The 16,241-nt window shown below is 37.5% G+C and carries 13 protein-coding genes; 2 read left to right on the top strand and 11 right to left on the bottom strand.

The annotated features are described in order from the left end of the window. Window positions 1–11: 11 nt before the first annotated feature. The 9 genes from BM012_RS12455 to BM012_RS12420 form a co-directional block, all read right to left on the bottom strand. Window positions 12–1,808, bottom strand: coding sequence for an ABC transporter ATP-binding protein (locus BM012_RS12455; RefSeq protein WP_061805272.1), 1,797 nt, complete (start codon window positions 1,806–1,808; stop codon window positions 12–14). 104 nt (window positions 1,809–1,912) lie between these two features. Then, the gene (locus BM012_RS12450) at window positions 1,913–2,368 is read right to left on the bottom strand and encodes a lasso peptide biosynthesis B2 protein (protein WP_061805271.1); all 456 of its coding nucleotides are present in this window, start codon (window positions 2,366–2,368) and stop codon (window positions 1,913–1,915) included. 13 nt (window positions 2,369–2,381) lie between these two features. Continuing rightward, entirely contained in the window at window positions 2,382–2,663 is a 282-nt protein-coding gene (locus BM012_RS12445; protein ID WP_061805270.1) for a lasso peptide biosynthesis PqqD family chaperone, read from the bottom strand. Then, window positions 2,660–3,589: an aldolase gene (locus BM012_RS12440; RefSeq protein WP_061805269.1), complete on the bottom strand. Its 930-nt coding sequence runs from the start codon at window positions 3,587–3,589 to the stop codon at window positions 2,660–2,662. Before BM012_RS12440 ends, BM012_RS12445 begins: the two co-directional genes overlap by 4 nt. Window positions 3,590–3,676: 87 nt before the next feature. After that, the gene (locus tag BM012_RS26085; protein ID WP_019392002.1) at window positions 3,677–3,814 is read right to left on the bottom strand and encodes a paeninodin family lasso peptide; all 138 of its coding nucleotides are present in this window, start codon (window positions 3,812–3,814) and stop codon (window positions 3,677–3,679) included. 14 nt (window positions 3,815–3,828) lie between these two features. Then, window positions 3,829–5,766 (bottom strand): asparagine synthase-related protein, encoded by a 1,938-nt coding sequence (locus tag BM012_RS12435; RefSeq protein WP_061805268.1) that lies wholly within the window; start codon window positions 5,764–5,766, stop codon window positions 3,829–3,831. Window positions 5,767–6,418: 652 nt separating this feature from the next. Beyond that, entirely contained in the window at window positions 6,419–7,948 is a 1,530-nt protein-coding gene (gene galT, locus BM012_RS12430) for a UDP-glucose--hexose-1-phosphate uridylyltransferase (protein WP_061805267.1), read from the bottom strand. A 12-nt stretch (window positions 7,949–7,960) separates the two neighbouring features. Beyond that, on the bottom strand, window positions 7,961–9,142 hold the full coding sequence (locus BM012_RS12425) for a galactokinase (RefSeq protein WP_061805266.1): 1,182 nt from the start codon (window positions 9,140–9,142) through the stop codon (window positions 7,961–7,963). Between the two features lie 182 nt (window positions 9,143–9,324). Beyond that, window positions 9,325–10,311: a LacI family DNA-binding transcriptional regulator gene (locus BM012_RS12420; RefSeq protein WP_061805265.1), complete on the bottom strand. Its 987-nt coding sequence runs from the start codon at window positions 10,309–10,311 to the stop codon at window positions 9,325–9,327. A gap of 319 nt (window positions 10,312–10,630) precedes the next feature. Here BM012_RS12420 and melB point away from each other — a divergent pair, with 319 nt between their 5' ends. Together melB and BM012_RS12410 are read left to right on the top strand one after the other, a co-directional pair. After that, window positions 10,631–12,028, top strand: coding sequence for a melibiose:sodium transporter MelB (gene melB, locus BM012_RS12415; RefSeq protein ID WP_061805264.1), 1,398 nt, complete (start codon window positions 10,631–10,633; stop codon window positions 12,026–12,028). Window positions 12,029–12,059: 31 nt separating this feature from the next. Then, window positions 12,060–14,282 carry an alpha-galactosidase gene (locus tag BM012_RS12410; RefSeq protein ID WP_061805263.1) on the top strand — a complete coding sequence of 741 codons (2,223 nt, stop codon included), beginning with the start codon at window positions 12,060–12,062 and terminating at the stop codon, window positions 14,280–14,282. Between the two features lie 32 nt (window positions 14,283–14,314). Here the strand turns inward: BM012_RS12410 and BM012_RS12405 are convergent, their stop codons facing one another. Beyond that, window positions 14,315–15,181, bottom strand: coding sequence for an AraC family transcriptional regulator (locus BM012_RS12405; protein ID WP_061805262.1), 867 nt, complete (start codon window positions 15,179–15,181; stop codon window positions 14,315–14,317). A gap of 109 nt (window positions 15,182–15,290) precedes the next feature. Continuing rightward, window positions 15,291–16,205, bottom strand: a complete 915-nt coding sequence (locus BM012_RS12400; RefSeq protein ID WP_061805261.1) for an endonuclease I family protein — start codon at window positions 16,203–16,205, stop codon at window positions 15,291–15,293. Between the last annotated feature and the right edge of the window lie 36 nt (window positions 16,206–16,241).

Below are 16,241 nucleotides of genomic sequence, written 5' to 3'. Positions count from 1 at the left end.
TCACCATCCCTTTACTGAACAGCTTGTGCCTGGCTCTGAAGAAGTTCGTTAAACAAATGTCCTTTCTCCTTTGACAGCTGTGTGTAACTTCCTTGCTGAACAATTTTTCCTTTTTCTAAGACAATAACAGCATCTGCATTGCGAATCGTTGATAAACGATGGGCAATAATAATGACAGTCATCCTCCCTTTTAATTCTTCCACTGCCCTGCTTACTTTCGCTTCGTTTCGCACATCAAGCGCACTTGTTGCTTCATCAAGAATTAAAATAGATGGTTTCTTTAGTAGTGCTCTTGCTAGAACCAAACGCTGTCGTTCTCCACCTGAAAGCCTTACTCCTCTGTCTCCAATGACTGTATCAAGCCCGTGGGGCAATTCCTTCACAAACTCATATCCTTGCGAAAATTGAAGTGCTTCCCATATCTCTTCATCACTTGCCGTATTTTTCACCATCAGCAAGTTTTCTCGGATCGACGTATTAAATAAAAACGGATCTTGTGAAACATAGCTAATCGAGTTGCGAAGTGCTAAAAGATTCTCTTCTGTAAGAGGAGATCCATCAATTAATACTTCGCCTTTTTCTGGAATGTTCAGACCCATTAACAAATCAATTAACGTACTCTTCCCTGCCCCTGAAGGTCCCACAATAGCCGTAATTTGGTTTTGGAGGATATGTAAGTTGATGTTATCTAAGACACATTCTTCTTTCGTTTTGTTATAGCGAAATGAAACGTTCTGACATTGAAATGAGCCCTTGATGGCTGTTTTGTTTTCTGTTTCAATGCTAACCGCTACTTTTTCTTTCTCTTTTTGGCATTCCTGTAAAAGCTCTCTAACTAAGCGACAAGAAGGAATACTTGCTGCAATTTGCTCTATGTTTGACTGAATGCTTGTAAACTTTGGCCAGAGGCGTGAGAAAATTAAAATAAGAAGCAGAACCTGATCCTGCTGAGCACTAAAAGTTTTTAGAGAAATAAAGATAAAAAGGGCAATAAGACAAGCTGATGATAGTTTATAAATAAGCTGTGAATCTGATCTTAATTTCACATAATTGATTTGTTCTTCGCTCATTTTTTCTGTTAGAGACTGAAGCCAGTTCACATGATTATGTTCTAATGTGTTGCTTTTAATATCTTTAATTCCATTGATTTGATCTGTGATTCCCGCCATATAGGTTTCACCAAGCTTTGATGTTTGCTTGCCAAGCTTGTTTGATCGTTTAATTAAGCTTTTTGAGCAGTATCCAATAACAAGACCGCACGCTAAAATAAACAACGTCAACCAGGCAGAGAGCCAGAGCGCAATACAAATTTGAATAACGGTAAAAATAATATGAGATAAAAGCTGAAGAAAATAATTAATGGCTCCAAGTACGCGCGCAAGCTCTGTCGTTAATAAATTAACTAAGTCTGATTTCCGTTTTTGCAAGAAAAAACTCCATCTTGAATTTAACAGAGAACTGTATATATCTAATCGTAAATGTCTGCTGAAATTTTCACGAATGCGAGCGTCACGAATTGATAAATAACGCTGTAAAAAGGTTTGTCCCACAACAATAAAAAGATATAAGCCTAACACAAGGGGCAAATAAAACGATTCGGGAATACGAGTCAGAAAATGAAAAAGCTCCATAATCTTCCCTGAGACATTCTCAACTTGCACAAAACCTCCAAAACTAATAAGTGGAATAAGGAGCAATATTCCTGCTCCTTCAAGCAAGCTAACAATCGCACGCCCTACAACGTTCACATACAAACCTTTTCCTGCGAAATGATGCATTCTTTTAATATAGTAAAGAAAGGCATTCACTTTGTTCACCTCACCATTTTCTAGAGGTTTTTTTATTTTTTATAAAAAAATGCTAAACATTGTTTAACATGTTCCGATACTTATAAATGTAGAAAGGATTTTCACTATTCACTAATGATTCTTGAAAACTTTCCAACAATCGTGAAGTTTTCCATTGTTTCTGCTCCTGTTACATATTTCGGACCGCTGCGCAGCCACGCATGAGCGATTAAGCGTCCGTCTTTATCTTTTCCCGTGCCTAAATATAGCGTACTTTCAATCTTTCGACGCTGGAGCATTTTCATTGCAGCAATTGCTTTCACTAAGCATTCACTTTCCCAAAAAGTATACTTGCTCATTTTATGAACAGCATAGGAAATATCGCGTAGCATAGGCTCATTTGAAGGATTTTCAATCATTCCCGTTTCTTCCATGTACTCACCTAGCGTTGGAGCTACTTTAGCAAATGGCCGGCTCTTTAAAAACCGTCCATAGCCTAAATAAAAGAAAGCTTCTAAAAGTAAAAGCTGCTGCTCCCATTCTAGCTTTGAGAATGTTTTTAATTTATGGATTAGTTTCACTCTCTTCACTCCTTTACATTACTTTAATCAGGTTTTCGTTCTGTAAATGTGAAAGAAAAGATAAAACATGATTTTCGCACTGATCTCTTTGCACGTCATATTTATTTAGAAGTTTTTCAACAAGCTCTTCAACTAAGATTGCTTCACTTATTTCATCCCAGATTGCTCCACCAATGTTACCTAAGTTATAGTACTTGCCGTTTTCAATATTTAGCATGACTTTTTCTTGATCCATATCACTTGCGATATTTCCATCACCTTGAACAACATGATGTTTTAGAGATAATGGGCTCACTCTTTTTCCTCCTCTTGGATCACTTTTAAAATTTCATCTACAAGCCTTGGTGCTGTAAATCCTTCTGATGGTCGCCTAAGTTCAAAAATCGGTGTTCTTTTCCCTACTTCCATCGAATGTTTGAAATGCCATTCGGCTAACTTAAGTCTGTCAATTAAGAAATCACGATACGTATGCTGAAGTAAAACGCGGAACTTCTCCAACGTTCCAATTTTTTTAAACCTGATTTTACTTGTGTTTCCTTTTGCAAGTTCAAAAATGCCACCGATTGGGATGGGCTTATCGTAAAAACTTTCTTTTACAGGGACTGCATACTTTGTCTCCCTTTCAAACAATGATTGATAGCCACTTGAATTTATTCCAAATCCAACTAAACTTTCTTCCCAAAGTTTCTGGTGTGGATAAGAAGGATAAGCGATTGGCACTCGCTCTTTTGATAGGCGTACAGGAATGACATCATCGCTTAGTAACTTATAGCCTTTTTGGATAAAAGCTGCTGCTAGAGTTGACTTCCCTGCTCCGGAATGTCCAACAAATGCATAAGCTTTCCCATTAATCTCTATTGCACTTCCATGAAGAGGCATGACTTTACGCTGCATAAGTAAGATGCCCATACACGAACCAAGAAGATAAAGCCTTACTTTACGTTCATCAACCCCTTCAAAAGGCACAACCGTAATTTCTCTTCCTTTCGTAATACAAAAGAAAGCGTTTTTGTATGACTCAAAGATAACAGAATCCCCATCAACAACAACTCGGCTCCGATCTTCTCGTTGCACCCATGTTTCTGGTAAAGAACCTTTTTTAATCCATATATCTATTGAATCTTCCCCAAACTCTCCAGAAGGTAATTCAGGAAGATGAACTTCACTCCATATGTTTAGTCCAAAAGCGTTATAAGCATAAACTGTTTGCGTTATACTCATTATCTTCACTCCGCTCATCACAAATTTTGAAAACCCTTATACACCTTACAGTGTATAAGGGTAATGAACGTATAATTTCATATCCAATTAACTATCATGATGCATTGCATCCTCTGGATCTGGATCTGGTTGCACTGCATCAGGATAGCTTAGCCCAGGTCCTGCCATTGTTTTGTTTACATCCAACACTTCTACTTCAGGCTTTTCCCATTGTTTTTTCTCCACGATGTCACCCCCTTTCAAAAGTTTTTTTGAAGGAATCGATAGAGAATCAAGCTTCTCATTAAAATTCGAAAATCATTTCGAAATACTTGATCAGCTGAAGGTTCATGGCGTATGTTTTCTAACGATTCCTTTAAAAGGTCTATATTTAAATACTCTGATAGATAGTCGTCCTTTAAAGCTCTTTCTAATTCTCCTATAAACACATTCCACTGTGGAAGCATCCTTTGAATTCCATCTGCACCTTGAATCCCTCGCGTTCGTTGGTTTAGTCGAACATCATCTGGAAGATAGCCTTTCATTGCTCTTCTAATGAGTGACCGATCTTGTCCATTTTGAACAAATTGACTTTCTGGAACTGATAAGCAAAAACGTACAACGCGTAGATCATTTGTTGGATCTCTATCCCATATGCCGTATCGAAGTGATAGCTTTGTTGTATATGCTCCGTTGAGAGCCCAATAGTATGGACGCTGAAATTGAATTTTTCGTATTTCATATGGAGTTTTTTGAATTAACCCATTTTTTTGAATATCATGTGAAGCTAATTTATTATAAACGTTAAACCGACTCGCTAATTTTTCATTAATCATTCCTCGAAAAGGTACTTCTTTGTTTTTAGATAAAGCTCCTCTTAGCTTTGGAAACACTTTACGCCCAACAACACGAAGTACTCTTGACCTTTTTGCCCCAAGATTTTTACTATACATCCAAAATTCTTGGCTGAATTTTCTTAATTGAAGTTTTCGTAATAGCATTGCTTGATAATCAAGAGCATGTCCCCACGAAACCGTCCAGTTTCCACGCTGTCCATTCAATATCACACCTATTCCTTGCTGTGATGCTTGTTCAAAAATCCCTTTTGTCCAAAAGCTATTTTCATAAAATTTATACGGTGTTTCTAACACATCAAGCCAATCATCAATTTCAGAAAAAGAGCTTTTCTCTGGAAAGCTCAAGTAGTTGTCTCTAATGTTGCCAACATAGTTCACTGTTGACTTTATGGAAGGTCTTTCATCAGCTATTCGGCTTTTCGGTGACCAGTCTTCAAAATCATCGATAGGGACATAGCTATATGTATGCAATGATTTGTTTTGTACTCGTAGCTCTCGTGCTGCGATACTTGCAACAGAACCTGAATCCAATCCTCCACTCAGGTGAGCTCCAACGTTAAGATGTGTTCGCAATCGGGATTTTACTGCTCCCTTAAAAACCTCAAGAAAAGCTTCTTCATATTCCTCATTTGATGAGAGCTTTAATTTCTTCACCATGTCAAGCGTGTAATATGGGGTAAGCTTCACTCTTCCTTTTTCTACTGTTATGCTATGTGAAGGAGGAAGCTGTCTAATATTTTCATAGACGCTTGAAGAAGAATCTGTTGACTCAAACGTAACCGGTATAGCCAAAAACTCGGCTAGCCACGCTTCATTTAACCTTTTTGAAACAAAAGGAAGCGTAAAAAGCGGGTTAATAGCGGTACAAAAGGCGAAAGTTTTCTCATTATTGAAAAAATAAAGTGTGCGACACCCCGAAAAATCGCGAGCCCCAAACAGTTTTCCTTTTTTCTCATCCCAAATCATAAACGTAAAATCACCAACGAGAAACTTTGGCATCTCTTCTCCCCACTTAGAATAAGCATGTAGAAGAAGTTCGCTATCTTTCATAGAAACTCTATATTTTATATCTATTCCTAATCTATTAAATAATTCGTCTCGATTGTCGATGATAGCATCTGCTGTAATAGCGAGCTTTCGTTCACTATCATAAAATGGTAGTTTCTCTCCAATAGATTCCTCTGTAATCCATTGAGCATGACAACCAAAGAAAAGACTATCTTTTTTCCATGTTCCAATGTCATCAGCACGATATCTTTTTAACTCTTCCATCATTGCCTGACATTGTTCTACACGAATTTCACTTTGATTCCATTCATATATGCCTGCTATCGCGCTCATGTTTTCTCCTCTCGCAGTGCTAAAAACTTCTACTAGCTCTAATTCTTGTCTACCTTTTCACAATAAGGGTATAAAGTCTTAATAAAAAACAGAAATCACCTATGTATATGGATATATTAGCACAATTTTTCGTTTTTGAGTTAAAAAATGTAAAAATTATTCAACTTAATCCATTATATTACACCAATTACCTTTAATTAACTTTTTTCAGATATCTTTTTTCTTTCATAATCAATGTTTAATTACCATTTATTTAGACATTAAGTTACATTTAATAACATAATGTTAATATTATTTAAAAACATATATATATCATTACTTGTTCGACAAAAAAGAAGTAACAAAAAACCGATTTTTGTCGTTTAATAATCCTTTAGAACTACCAACAGTTTTAAATTTCTACAAATTGCGACATTTCCTTATTCTTGCGTATTTTTCTACTTCTCCACCGTTATTTATATATATATTAAATTTAATATGAAAGTGATATCACTACATTTTCCATAAGGTTTATATTTTAATATAATTTTTTTGAGGTAATTCTCTTTAAAAAATTTTTAACAATTGCATTTTTTGTAGAAAAAACGCTTATTCTTTTTCTCCCCTATAAATTCTTGATATAAACGGTAAATTACAAAAAAGACTTCGCTCATCACGAAGTCTTTTCCTCAGTTAAAAGTCCAATAAAATTTCCGAATGCTTCTCTTCCTTCTCTATCTTGTTTAAACACCCCTGCATCTTCAAGCACACGCAGAAACTTCATGCCAACCTCTTTTTGGAGGACTTCTGTTATGTTCTCTTTTGGGAGTTGATCTTTATATTCTTCTTTAATTTCCTCCGCCCAGTGAAGGTGATAAGCAGCGATCTCGTTTTGTTCACCTAGTAAAAACCGAGCAACTTCTTTAAGCTCTTTTTCAAGGCGAGAGGGTAACACTGCAAGACCCATTACTTCAATTAAGCCAATGTTCTCTTTTTTGATATGATGAACATCTTCATGAGGATGAAAGATACCAAGTGGGTAATCTTCTGTTGTTCGATTGTTCCGTAAAACGAGGTCGATTTCAAACTGACCATCCCGCATTCTCGCAATCGGTGTAACCGTATTATGAGGAATGTCTCCTGTATAGGCTTCTATGCTAACTGTAGGATCACTATAGTTTTTCCATGTTTCGAGAACAAGAGAAGAAGCTCGGACAAGCTCTTCTCTCTTTTTGCTTCGAAGACGAATGACAGACATCGGCCAGTGAACAATTGCTCCGTGAACGTTCGGAAACGCTTTTAGTGTAAACACGTGATTTTCTTTCGCTTTTGCCATCGAGAATTCGTAGTTTCCACCTTGATAATGATCATGCGTTAGAATAGAACCTCCTACAATCGGAAGATCTGCATTTGATCCAATAAAATAGTGAGGAAACTTTTCCACAAATTCTAGCAATCTTGTAAATGTGCTCTTGCTTATTTTCATATCACGATGCTCGCTTGATAGAACAATGCAGTGTTCGTTGTAGTACATATATGGTGAATATTGAAGTAACCACTCTTCATTCCTTAAGTTCATTCGAATCATTCGGTGATTCGAACGTGCTGGATGACCAATTCTTCCTTCATATCCTTCATTTTCAATACAAAGCAAGCATTTTGGATACGGATAGTCCGTTTGTTTTTTTTGTTTTTCGGCAGCAATTTGTTTTGGATCTTTTTCTGGCTTAGACAAGTTAATGGTAATATCTAACTCTCCGTAATCTGTGTTCACTTTATAGGCGATGTTTTTCGCAATTCGTTTTGTTTGAATATAGTTGCTGTTTTGACTAAATGAATAAAAGTAGTTTGTAGCTTGTTCTGGATCCTTCTCGTAGTGTTCATAAAAAGTACGATTAACATCTGAAGGTCTTGGCAAAAACACGTTCATAATGTCACTACTTAACATTTCTTTTTCATCTAACAGGTCTGAAATCATATGATTTTCAACAGCATATCCTACAAGTTTTTCGACTAAGTCTGGAATCTCTCCTTCCTCTGTCTCGTGTACATGCTCAGGGAATACGTCAAAACCCAAAAGTGACAGCAGCCTATTTCTCGCATAGATACGGTCTTCGGACTCTATTAAGTTTACTGCAAAAGCTTTTTCAACTAGGCTTTGTATTACGCTAAAAATGTTCACTTTCTTCACTCCTGTCTTCATAAATTACATAACTTAACGCAGCACTTCTTGTGTAATTTCCTTTGTTCCTTCTCCAATATTCGCCACATAAAAAGTTGCCTTATATCCTATTTTTCCGGCATATTCTTCGCCTACTACTCTAATAAATTCCTCTGTCTTATCTTCTGCGACAATCGCAATGGCACAGCCGCCAAACCCTGCTCCAGTCATTCTTGCTCCAACTGTTCCGTCCCTTTTCCACGCAGCTTCTACTAATGTATCAAGCTCAATTCCTGTTACTTCATAGTCATCACGCAAAGAGCGGTGTGATTCATTCATATAAGCACCAAACGAAGCTAATCCATCCTGTTCTAACGCTTGAAAAGCGCGCAAAATCCTTTGATTTTCATATACAGCATGTTTGGCTCTTTTCTCTAACACCTCATCATTTATAAGATGACGATGTTGTTCAAACTCCCTTTCCGTTAAGTCGCCAAGCGATCCGATTGAAAGGCTCTTCTGCAGCCTAGAGAGAGCGCTTTCACATTCACCCCGACGTTCATTATATTTAGAATCCGCAAGCTCTCTTCGTTTGTTTGTATTCATAATAATAATTTGATGATTTTCTAGATTTAAAGGCATGTATTTGTATGTTAATGTACTGCAATCAAGCAAAATTCCGCAGTCCTTCTTTCCCATTCCAACCGCAAACTGATCCATAATTCCGCTTTGGACACCAATAAACTCATTTTCTACTTTCTTCCCAAGTGAAACAAGTTCTAGACGGTCTATGTGAAGCTGAAACATTTCGCTTACAATAACGCCAATAAGCATCTCAAGTGAAGCTGAAGAAGACAAACCTGCTCCATTTGGAATATTTCCGTAAATCATAATGTCTAAGCCAGACGGAAGCGTCCATCCCCCTTGGTTGATATAGTGAATTATTCCTTTAGGATAGTTCCCCCACCCATCGCTCTCTTCATAATGAAGCTCATCAAGTGAAAAAGTAATGGTTCCTTGTTCAGGAAAGTTAAGCGAATACAATCTCACTTCACGATCCTCTCTCTTTCTAGCAACTCCATAAGTACCAAACGTAATGGCACACGGAAAAACATGCCCACCATTGTAGTCTGTATGTTCACCAATTAAATTAATTCTTCCTGGTGAAAAAAATAAACGCCCATTTCTTCCTTGAAAAAGCTCATCAAATTTATTTAATAGCTCTTCTGCTTTCACTTCTTCTCCCCCCAATAGCTCTTCTATTCATCATCTAGCATTTTCACTATTGACTTATAAACATTTCATTATGTCAGAATTCTCTTTCATTTTAAGTTAAAAAGTAAAAAAGAGCAATATTTTTACTAAAATTTTTACTAAAAACCCAAAAAAAGCTTGGAATATTTCTATTCCAAGCTTTTTTACTTTGTGCTTTCACGAATGTTTAATACGGTTGAGAGCACAACTTTTTTCGGAACTTCTCTTCCTTCAAGTCTTTCCATTAACGAATCCACGGCTGTTTTGCCCATAAGCTCTGTAAATACTTTAACAGTACTTAATGGGGGATAAACATGTTTTGATACGCTAAAGTCATTCACTCCAATGACACTAACTGTTCCTGGAACTGGAATTCCCTCTTCATGCAGTGCCTTCAACGCTCCCAATGCCATTGAGTCATTTCCAAGGAAAAAGGCTGTTGGGAGATTTTCTTTATGGTCCCTAATCGCTTTTTTCATGAGAGTATAACCATCATTTACAGAGAAGTTTCCAATATAAACAAGCGATGAATCATAATGGCCTTTTTCTGTTAAAAAACGCTGGAAGCTAAGGCTTCTTGGGTCTTGAATAAGAGCCGTTTGATCTCGGTACGTTTCCATTCCACCAATATAGCCGATACGTGTATGTCCGCGATCAAGAAAATACTGCAAAGCCTTCTCAGTTGCTCTTTCAAAATTGCTTACTACTGAATCAAACATATCTTCATCTGGTGAGCAGTCAACAAAAACAAGATGTGGTGACCTCTCCTTGAGCTTTTCGGCTTGATATAAACTAAACTTCCCAATCGCAATGATACCGTCGATCTCTTCTGATTCTTTCAGGTTCTCCATTGTCACTTTCATAAGCTCAATATTGTGAACCTCACACGCTTTTTCTACACCTAAGCTTATCGCGTGATAATAAAGGTCATCAAGCTCCTCTTCTTCTGTATACCAGCTTACAACCGCGAATTTGTATGCTTGAGGGAGCTTGCGTCCGCCTTTCTTTTTATACTGAAGTTCTTTTGCTGCTTGAAATACCTTTTCTTTCGTTTCTTCACTTACAGAGAGAGATTTATCATAGTTCAATACGCGTGAAACGGTGGCAATGGAAACACCTACTCGTTTCGCTATGTCCTTGATCGTCGCCATTTTTTGCTCCTTTTATATCCATTTAAAATAAACTATACACTTCTTCATCTTCATTTATCATACCACATTGCTCTTTTAACTAATTTTTTTTACTTTTAGAAAAGAAAAGTTTTCTATATTGCTGTTAAAAAACGATGAAAAAAATATTTTCTTTTTTCCCCTTTCTCTATTATCCCCTCTATACATCTAACATTTTGACTGATAGTTAAAACATATTACCCTACTTTTCTTCCTCTTCCGCAACTATACTAAATGCACGCACTACAATTCTCTCGAACATATGAAATGTTATGTAAGGGATTACAAAGGGGTATGGGGAATGGAAAAACTATCTGCCAAAGCAAAGTATTCATTTGGGGTAGGAGCAATTGGAAAAGATGCTGTTGTAAACTTAGTCGGAATTTATCTGATGTTTTACATTACAGACGTATTAGGGCTTTCGCCTGCATTTGTTGGAACACTATTTTTCATCGCTCGGATATGGTATGCAACAAACGATCCTGTCATGGGGATGATTGTTGACAATACGCACTCACGCTTCGGAAAATTCCGGCCATGGATGGTTATTGGAACACTTGTCAACTCCGTTATTTTTGTTCTCTTATTTACAAACTTCGGCCTCTCTACAACAGAGCTTTATGTGTATATTTCAATTGCCTATCTCCTCTACGGTATGACATATACCATTATGGACATTCCGTATTGGTCTTGGTTGCCAAGCTTAACAAATGATCAGCAAGAACGAGAAGAAGTATCCGTCATTCCAAGATTTTTTGCGAGTCTTGCTGGCATGTTAATTGGAACATTTGGCCTTTATATGATTGATTTCTTTGATCGCTTCTTCGGTGGCAGCGGAGATCGTCAAACAGGATTTACGGTTTCCGCAATTGTAATCGCTATCATTTTTATTGGAACAATTGCCGTTACGGTTTTTAATGTTCCTGAAAAACCAACAAATAGAAATGCACCTCGAATTAAATTCAAACAAATTGGAAAGCTTCTTGCCAAAAATGATCAGCTTGTCGTTTTTATTGGAATCTTACTTTCTTTTAATCTCGCCATGCAAATAGTAAACGGTGTCACCATTTACTATTTTAAATATGTTACAGGAGCTGAACACTTATTTTCAATTTTCAACTTTATGATTACAGCGGAAATGCTCTCTCTTCTTCTCTTCCCAAGGCTTGTGAAAGCATTAAATCGTACTAAAGTGTTTACACTCGCATGCAGTCTTGTTGGAATAGGCCTAGTTATTATTTTAGCTGGCGGGTACATCGCACCGCAAAGTCCATCATTCATTATTATTGGCAGCTTTCTTTTAAAATTTGGTTCAGGTCTTTCCCTTGGGATTACAACAGTGTCAATTGCAGATGTAATTGATTATGGGGAACTCAAATTTGGGATTCGCTCAGAAAGTATTATTGTCTCTACCCAAACATTCCTGATGAAAGCCGCTCAAGCGGTCTCAGGACTTCTTACTGGTGTTGGTCTTTCTCTTGTTGGCTATGTACCGGATGCTGCGCAAACTCCTGGAACTGTGATGGGACTTCGCATTTTAATGGTTGCCATTCCGCTCATTTTTGCTGCTCTTAGTCTTTTTATTTATCTTAAAGCTTATAAGCTAAAAGGCTCTTACTTAAGCCATATTGTGAGCAACTTGAAAGAGAAAAACACGGAGTACGAGAAAAACGAAGAAAACATTCAAAATATTCATTAAAAATCACGTTTGATAGGAAAGGATGATTATCATGACAATTATTTATAATGAAGAAACAAAAGAATTTCATCTCTACAATAACGAAATGAGCTATATTATGAAAATACTTCAAAACAACCAGCTTGGGCAGCTTTATTTTGGTAAAAGAGTACCGCACAGAGCTTCTTTTGACTATTTAGTCGAAATGCAGCATCGCCCAATGACCGCTTATCCGTTTGAAGGAAACCTATATTTTTCTCTTGATCATCTTAAACAAGAGTATCCCTCTTACGGAACGTCTGATTTCAGGCATCCTGCTCTTGAAATTCACCAAAAAAACGGGAGCCGCATTACTAACTTTGAATATAAAACACACGAGATTTATCGCGGAAAACCAAAACTAGCAAATTTGCCTGCGACGTATACTGAACATGATGATGAAGCAACAACGCTTCAAATCACACTACTAGATTCCGTGATTTCCGTTGAATTAGTTTTACTCTATACCATTTTTAAAGGAGAAAATGCGATTGCTAGAAGCGCTCGTTTTAAAAATATGGGGACAGAAAGCGTTGATCTTACAACAGCGATGAGCGCCAACCTCGATTTGCCAGATGATGACTATGAATGGATTCAGCTTTCAGGTGCTTGGGGACGCGAGCGCCATATTAAAAACCGAAAACTCGAGCAAGGAATACAGTCTGTTGGGAGCACCAGAGGCAATTCAAGCCTTCAACATAACCCATTTATAGCGCTCAAACGTCCACATGCAGACGAGTTTCAAGGAGAAGTGATGGGATTTAGCTTAGTTTATAGCGGCAACTTTTTAGCACAAGCAGAAGTTGATACACACGGCCAAACAAGAGTTATGATGGGCATTCATCCACATGGTTTTACATGGCACTTAGAAAAAGACGAAGAGTTTCAAACACCAGAAGCCGTAATCGTCTACAGTGATAAGGGAATAAACGGCATGAGTCAAACTTATCACCGTTTGTACAGAACGCGCCTTGTGCGCGGAGAGTGGCGTGATAAAACTAGACCTGTTCTTATTAACAATTGGGAAGCCACTTATTTTGATTTTAATGAGGAGAAAATCTTAGAGTTTGCGGAGGCTGCAAAAGAAGATGGAATCGAGCTTTTTGTCCTTGATGACGGCTGGTTTGGGGAACGAAATGATGACAAACGAGGACTCGGGGACTGGGTTGAAAATCGCGAAAAGCTGCCAAGCGGTATTTCTGGATTAGCCCAAAAGATTGAAGAGATTGGCATGAAATTTGGGCTGTGGTTTGAGCCTGAAATGGTCAATAAAAACAGCAACTTGTATCGGGAACATCCAGAGTGGATGATTGAAACCCCAGAGCGCAGAGCTTCTCACGGACGCAATCAGTTTGTGCTTGATTTTTCTCAAAAAGAAGTTGTTGATCATATTTATGAGATGATGGCACACATTCTTAAAGACGGAAATGTTTCATATGTGAAATGGGATATGAACCGCTCAATGACTGAAGTATATTCAAAAGCGTATGACTCTAAAAGACAAGGGGAGATTTGCCACCGCTATATTTTAGGCGTGTATGATTTATATGAGCGATTAACATTAGCATTTCCACACGTTTTATTTGAATCATGTGCAAGCGGTGGCGGACGATTTGATCCAGGTATGCTTTACTATGCCCCGCAAACATGGACAAGTGATGATACAGATGCCATTGAACGGTTGAAAATTCAATATGGAACATCGCTTGTCTATCCTTTATCAAGCATGGGCGCTCATGTTTCAGCTGTGCCAAATGAGCAAGCATTTCGCACAACACCTCTTGAAACAAGAGCGAATGTGGCCTACTTTGGCTCGTTTGGATATGAATTAGATGTTACAAAGCTGTCAGAAGAAGAGCGAGAGGAAATGAAAAAACAAGTTGCCTTTTTCAAACAATATCGCCAACTTCTCTCACAAGGAACGTTTTACCGCTTGCTTAGCCCTTTTGAAGGCAATTTCACGGCTTGGATGGTTGTGTCAGAGGATAAGAAAGAAGCAATTGTCGGCTATTATAAAGTATTAAATGAAGTAAACGGCACATTCCGCAGACTTCCTTTAAAAGGACTAGATCCTCATAAGAGCTATCATATTGAAAAGCTAAATGAGAACTTTAGCGGCTCCGAATTGATGAATATCGGACTTATCACCTCGGATGCTTCCGCTGGTCAAGATCTCCAAGGAAATAAACTGCCAAGCGATTTTAGTTCGGTCCTCTACGTATTAAGAGCTGAATAATAAAATAGTACAAGCAAAGGACTACGCACTTTTTAGCGTAGTCCTTCTCTTTTCTCCCTTGTGTTCATTCCTTCTAGACGCTCACGTTCTCTGTACTTTGTAGGTGAAACGCCTTTCTCTCTTTTAAACGCTTTTGAAAAAACTAAAGGATCACTATAGCCACATGACTCCGCAATCTGCTCGATGGATAAATCAGTAAGCGCTAGAAGCTCAACGGCTCTTGTTAGACGAAACTGTGCTAAATATTGTTGAATGGACACTCCGGTTCTTTTACGAAATAACGTTGTTAAGTAGCTTCTATTTAAGGAAACATAGTGGGCAATGTCTGTTACTTTGATTTTCTCATTATAGTGCGTTTGAATAAATTCAATCGACTTTGTAATATAGTCGTTTTCTTTTGATGTTTCTTCCTTATAAAAGTCTGATGAACTATTAGCAATAAGAGAGAAAAATAGATAAAGCAAACTTTGAATCCGATATTCGTCTCTCACATCCAACTTCTTGTACTGAAGCATATCCATCACAACTTCTTCTAACTCTATAAGATGGGAGGATTGAAAAAACAGCTTGTCAGCGCCGAGTCCAATATTGCGCAGATGTTCCATACTGTTTGTTCCATCAAATCCAATCCATATATATGTCCAAGGATCTTCCCCATCTGCTTCATATCTTGTTAACACATCAGGCAGTATTAAAAAACCTTGTCCTTTTCCAATCGTATACTTCTCTTCCCCAACATAGTAATAGCCTTTTCCTGATAGAACAAAATGAATAATATAGTTCGGACGTACAGCAGGTCCAAAATGATGAAGGGGCTCACATACTCCATAGCCGCAAAAGAGAAGATGAAAATCTTGAAATTTCTTATCAGGTATTTTTAAAACGTACGATGTCTCCATTTATAGCACCTCTTACTACTCATTATACTGTCTTGTATAAAAAAGATAGCATAGCATTCTCACAATCTCCTACCTTTTTTAAAAAGTATAAAAAGTGCCATCACCCTCCTTACAGCAAGCCCAATGCAAAATCGATCTTACTCACATATTGCGGAAAATCAATTAAAGGATTGCGGTTTCCTTGTTTCTCCCAAATTGCTCGGTTGCGGTGTTTTTCATAAAGAGAGACTTCATCATTGCTATGCCATTTCACGAGCATCGTAATATCTTCTCCTTTATAGTTACGAATCTCTCCTGGATATCTTAATAAGAAATAAAGAGTAGCTCGGGCAGCTTCTCCTTTGCCGCTCTCAGGCTCAAATTTGTTTTCTTCATACTTTCCGCACGTTTCTCTAATGGTTTTCATGCTAGCCTCTGGAGAATAGTCAGCAAAATCGTAAAAAGGGTGGTTCGATCTTGAGGAGTTACACTTAGGCTCACATGCAAAAAGATGATGCAAATCTCCTCTCATTGGATTTCCTTTATCAAACCATGATTGTGGCACAACATGCTCACAATTGTATTTGTTCTCTTTTTCAATCGACCTTTTCGTCACCTCAAGGGTCTTTTCGTCTTTTTTATCGTTTGTTACCAGCGTTTTATATGCCTTTTCTCTTCTTAAGAAAGCCTTATAATCTTCTTTTATCACTTCTTCTGGATTTTGCTGTTTTCCGGAATAGATACTTTTAAGCTTGCCGTTTTCCTGAAGATCTGCCCATGAATAAAGATAATTTCTTGTCTCTGTGCTATACGGAAGCTTAGTATGATGCGTACGCGTTACAAGGTCGTTTAACTTTGTAAAGAGTTCTTTACTACTTGTTTTCTCAAAATCGATTCCACTGTAATAGCTCTGAATGTCCTCCCTGTCTTTCGCTTCATCGTAATACTCGTTCTCATTTTCTATTTTTCTTTGATTTTCTTTTAATTCGGCGATAAAAGCGTTCATCTCTACATTTTTATCCATATCTTCGATTTTTCTATTCATCACAGCATCTCTCCTTTTATATTGAAATCTTCTTTA

This window comes from Priestia endophytica DSM 13796, assembly GCF_900115845.1.
In the GTDB taxonomy this organism is placed as follows: Bacteria; Bacillota; Bacilli; order Bacillales; family Bacillaceae_H; genus Bacillus_I; species Bacillus_I endophytica.
This window is presented reverse-complemented; position numbering and strand designations above follow the sequence as displayed.

Coding starts and splice junctions, on each gene's coding strand:
- BM012_RS12420 (WP_061805265.1), bottom strand. CDS start 10,311: ATGGCGACGATCAAGGACATAGCGAAACGAGTAGGTGTTTCCATTGCC.
- BM012_RS12410 (WP_061805263.1), top strand. CDS start 12,060: ATGACAATTATTTATAATGAAGAAACAAAAGAATTTCATCTCTACAAT.
- BM012_RS12435 (WP_061805268.1), bottom strand. CDS start 5,766: ATGAGCGCGATAGCAGGCATATATGAATGGAATCAAAGTGAAATTCGT.
- BM012_RS12400 (WP_061805261.1), bottom strand. CDS start 16,205: ATGAATAGAAAAATCGAAGATATGGATAAAAATGTAGAGATGAACGCT.
- galT (WP_061805267.1), bottom strand. CDS start 7,948: ATGAAGACAGGAGTGAAGAAAGTGAACATTTTTAGCGTAATACAAAGC.
- melB (WP_061805264.1), top strand. CDS start 10,631: ATGGAAAAACTATCTGCCAAAGCAAAGTATTCATTTGGGGTAGGAGCA.
- BM012_RS12405 (WP_061805262.1), bottom strand. CDS start 15,181: ATGGAGACATCGTACGTTTTAAAAATACCTGATAAGAAATTTCAAGAT.
- BM012_RS12440 (WP_061805269.1), bottom strand. CDS start 3,589: ATGAGTATAACGCAAACAGTTTATGCTTATAACGCTTTTGGACTAAAC.